Annotated in this window: 5 protein-coding genes and 1 pseudogene; all 6 read right to left on the bottom strand. The window is 37.9% G+C overall.

The window, feature by feature from the left end:
- Positions 1 to 745, bottom strand: a pseudogene (locus AAC037_RS20990) (hypothetical protein); the annotation flags it as partial.
- Between the two features lie 340 nt (positions 746 to 1085).
- Positions 1086 to 1694 (bottom strand): NAD(P)-binding domain-containing protein, encoded by a 609-nt coding sequence (locus AAC037_RS20995; protein WP_339905376.1) that lies wholly within the window; start codon positions 1692 to 1694, stop codon positions 1086 to 1088.
- A gap of 231 nt (positions 1695 to 1925) precedes the next feature.
- Entirely contained in the window at positions 1926 to 2717 is a 792-nt protein-coding gene (locus AAC037_RS21000) for an inositol monophosphatase family protein (RefSeq protein WP_339905378.1), read from the bottom strand.
- Between the two features lies 1 nt (position 2718).
- Positions 2719 to 3405 (bottom strand): 16S rRNA (cytidine(1402)-2'-O)-methyltransferase, encoded by a 687-nt coding sequence (gene rsmI / locus AAC037_RS21005; RefSeq protein WP_339905379.1) that lies wholly within the window; start codon positions 3403 to 3405, stop codon positions 2719 to 2721.
- A 1-nt stretch (position 3406) separates the two neighbouring features.
- Positions 3407 to 3637, bottom strand: coding sequence for a 4a-hydroxytetrahydrobiopterin dehydratase (locus AAC037_RS21010; RefSeq protein ID WP_339905381.1), 231 nt, complete (start codon positions 3635 to 3637; stop codon positions 3407 to 3409).
- 12 nt (positions 3638 to 3649) lie between these two features.
- Positions 3650 to 3916, bottom strand: a complete 267-nt coding sequence (locus tag AAC037_RS21015) for a DUF493 family protein (RefSeq protein ID WP_303613004.1) — start codon at positions 3914 to 3916, stop codon at positions 3650 to 3652.
- Positions 3917 to 3978 lie beyond the last annotated feature (62 nt).

The following is a 3978-nucleotide window of genomic DNA, read 5'->3' on the forward strand; positions in this document are numbered from 1 at the left end:
CAATTCCAAAACCAAAGTCATTCAATTTAAACTTTGCCTCTTCAACTCCAAACTTCATGTTTTCAAGGTCAACATTGATTTCCGAGTCTATGGCAAGTACTTTATTGGTCAAATATTCCACTCCTTCATAGGCCACATTGACAATATTCCCCTCACCGGCCACCATCAAATCATAAACATCAAGGGTGAGATCTCCACTGCCTTCAAAATTCATTTCAGACATAACCATAAGAAAATCCAGGGATCGATCATCATAGATAAAGTCAAGGTTTTCAATTTCAATTAAATCAATTCCCAATTGAAAGTTTGATGTGGTCGTGTCCACGACTTCTTCCTTTTCACTTTCATACATGATGTCATAATTGGCCTGCCCATCTTCTAATACCTTGACATAAAATTGTCCATCCTTCAAGCGAATTCCTTCCAAACTTGGATTGTCACTAAATATAACGGACCATATATCCAGATCAACCTGCATTTCCCCTAGATGCACTAAAGTGTCATTTTGGAAGGGTGGGTTGCCTTTAATTCCAAAATCCCCTAATCCTGCAGACAAGCTTGGAAAGTGACTAAAAACACTTAGACTAACTTTATCTCTGTCGTAGTATACAGTAGCATTCACACTCTTCTCAAGTTCTTCATCCAGCTTATCAAAGATTCTATCTTTGAAAAAATAGGGAACGGCCACCAAGACCAAAAGAATAAGCGCAAACAATGCAAAAATAAAATAAGCAATTTTTTTCATGGTGAATAAATTAATAGAAAAATTTAAACTTTAAGAAAATCTGATCTGAGCTCCTTTCATTGGCACACATACCCTGTTGATAATTTAAACGAAAATAGGCAATAAAGTTATTTGGGCAAGATCATTATTTTCAAATAACAATGCACTCCTTTTACTCGGAATCCAACAGTAGGAGAAACAATATATTTTGAACCTATATTGGTTCCTAGAAAAAAGGAAAACAGTGATTCAATAGAACAAACCACAATGGGGTTCTATTTGCTCAACTATGAACAACAAAAACGATACCGATAAAAACAAAGTATCCTAAAAAATAATTAAAAATTGGAGAGGGTGGCAACTAAACTGACATTAACCTAAAATGACAATCTCCGGCTTTGGCAGTAGATATCTCTTTACTAAGGTGGTAAACGGCCTCAAGTAAGGGAGCATTCTTGATTGTACCGGCATCAATTGCTTTAAAGCCTATCAGTTCAATTAATTTTTTTACTACCAATTTATCTTTGGTATCATCTCCGCAGAAGTAAGTTTCTTTGATCAGCTCCAAAGGGTCGGATTTGGGATAATCAAGCCCAAGGTTATTGAAGGCTTTGAATACGTGCTGATGTCCTGTCTCTTGCCTAATAAGCGTGGTGTTGCAAACCACACTTTCATCATTCACTCCATTTGTACTGTCAACAATCAACATATCCGGTGAACTGTATTCCTTAATGTATTTGCATACCACGGGCAAAAACTCGTTTTCACAACAAATGATTACCACATCTGAGTTTGAAATCACTTCAGCGTAGTTTAATACATTGTGGTTATGCATTTTTAGAATTCTCCATTCTACTTTCCGGGTACTGAATCCCTCCCTGACCCCGAAAGCCACATTCATTCCTCTAGCAATAAACTTATTGCCTAAATTTGTCGCCAAATTAGTACCGCCTAAAATTCCTATATTCATGTTATTCGAATTGTTAAATAGTGAACAGCCTATTTCGGTAAAATACGCGATGCTCAGCTAAAGTTGAACGAGGGGTGATAAGTCCGAAAAACAGGTTGTTAAATATTAAATAATTGAAAGCTAATCAATTGTAGCTAAATTACAAATTATTTTTTTACATATGAAATTAATTTCTTTGAATTATGTTTTTTGTAGTTAATCACAAGTCTTAAGAAGCAATTAATCCTACTTTTAAAGGAATTTTTCCGAAAGTGCCTTTTCAAAAACCCCATGTAGCTTGGTATTGGAGGCCAACATCTGTCCACCAAATATAAAATTATCTCCTCCGGAAAAATCGGTAACCTTTCCTCCTGCCTGTTTCACTATTAATGTTCTGGCAGCGACATCGTAAGATTGTAAATTATACTCCAGGTAACCTTCCACGCGGCCACAGGCCACATAGCATAAATCTACAGCTGCTGAACCCAAGCGACGAAGACCATGGCTATTTTTGATAAAGAATTTCAGCAATTGTAAATACTCTTCCAGCTTCCCTCCATCATCATAGGGAAAACCTGCTGCCACCAAACTATCTCCTAAGGCATCGGCTTCACTAACCCTTATAGGTTTCCCATTGCAGGTAGATGCTGCTCCTTCATATGCTGCATAACATTCATCAAGGTTGATTTCATACACCACACCAACAATGATCTCAGATCCCCTGGCAAGTGCTATAGACACTGCGTACATCGGTATTCCATGAACGAAGTTGGTGGTACCGTCTAAAGGATCCACAATCCAGGTTAAAGGTTTATTTTTATCTGACCTTGTTCCTTCCTCTGTAATAAAACCCGCTTCAGGTACAATCTCAGCCAATTCTTTGACAATAATCTCTTCTGCACCTTTGTCTACATAGGAAACCAAGTCATTGAAGCCTTTTTGTTCAACTTTATTTAGGCTGAAACCTTTGCTTTCTTCTCTGATAAATGCGCCTGCCTTTTTGGCAACAGCTTCTACTTTTTTAGTAACTTCTTGGAGATTCATATTATTTTTTTCCTGCAACTGTTAATACAATTTCACCTTTGAGGGTGTGGGTTGAATAATAATCTATGAGTTCGGTAAGGCTTCCCCTTACATTCTCTTCATGAATTTTTGTCAATTCCCTGCTCACACATGCCTCTCTTTCAGGCCCGAAGACTTCAGAAAATTGATTCAGCGTTTTAATCAGCCTGTAAGGAGACTCATAAAACACCATGGTTCTACGTTCCTCTGCCAAACCTTCTATACGGGTTTTTCGGCCCTTCTTATGGGGTAAAAACCCTTCGAAAACAAATCGGTCATTCGGAAGTCCTGAGTTAACCAAAGCAGGGATAATGGCAGTGGAACCGGGTAAACTGCAGATCTCTATATCAGCAGCAATCGCTTCCCTCACCAGCAGAAACCCAGGATCAGATATTCCGGGTGTACCTGCATCGGTTATCAGCGCAAAAACAGTTCCCTGTCTCATTCTTTCTATAAGCCTGGCAATGCTCTTGTGCTCATTGTGAATATGGTAACTCTCTAGAGGACGTTTGATTTCGTAATGTTTTAGCAGCTTGCCTGAGGTTCTTGTATCCTCTGCTAAAATCACATCTACTTCCTTGAGCGTATCCAATGCCCTTAAGGTAATGTCCCGAAGGTTTCCAATGGGTGTAGGTACTAAATAAAGGCCAATGCCTGACTCCTTGGACATATTAAATTAAACGGTCTATGGCTTGGGCTAATTCACGGTCTTTTTCAGTCACAGTGTTTCCCTTATCGTGGGTTGTAAGTTCTATGTCTACTTTATTGTACACATTGCTCCAATTGGGATGGTGTTGCTGAGACTCTGCCAATAGGGCTACCCGAGTCATAAAGGCGAAAGCTTCACTAAAATCTTTAAACTCAAAAGTTTTAACTAATTTATTATCGGCTTCTTTCCACATATTATCAAATATTTATAGTGCAATTACTCCTTTAATTTTTGCTGCTTTTTCATAAACATCAATGATCGACTGACTATTCGGCATCATTGATTTGATCGTCACGCTAACGTATTTACCCTTAGAGGAGGGTTTTAAAACCATTTCGTTGTTGGGCAACAAAACTCCAATCTCATTTTCTTTGCCATTGGGAACAATAAATTTAAACATGTACAAAGTAGGGAAACTGGTTTCTTTTTCCAGCTTCTCTTTGAAGGTTGAATTATTCGCTATTTTTTCCATCAATTAATCAACCAATTTTTCTTAAAATTAAATCCCTAGAAAGCAAAAAATCCCATTCTGAG

The sequence above is a fragment of the uncultured Cyclobacterium sp. genome (assembly GCF_963976465.1).
Taxonomy (GTDB): domain Bacteria; phylum Bacteroidota; class Bacteroidia; order Cytophagales; family Cyclobacteriaceae; genus Cyclobacterium.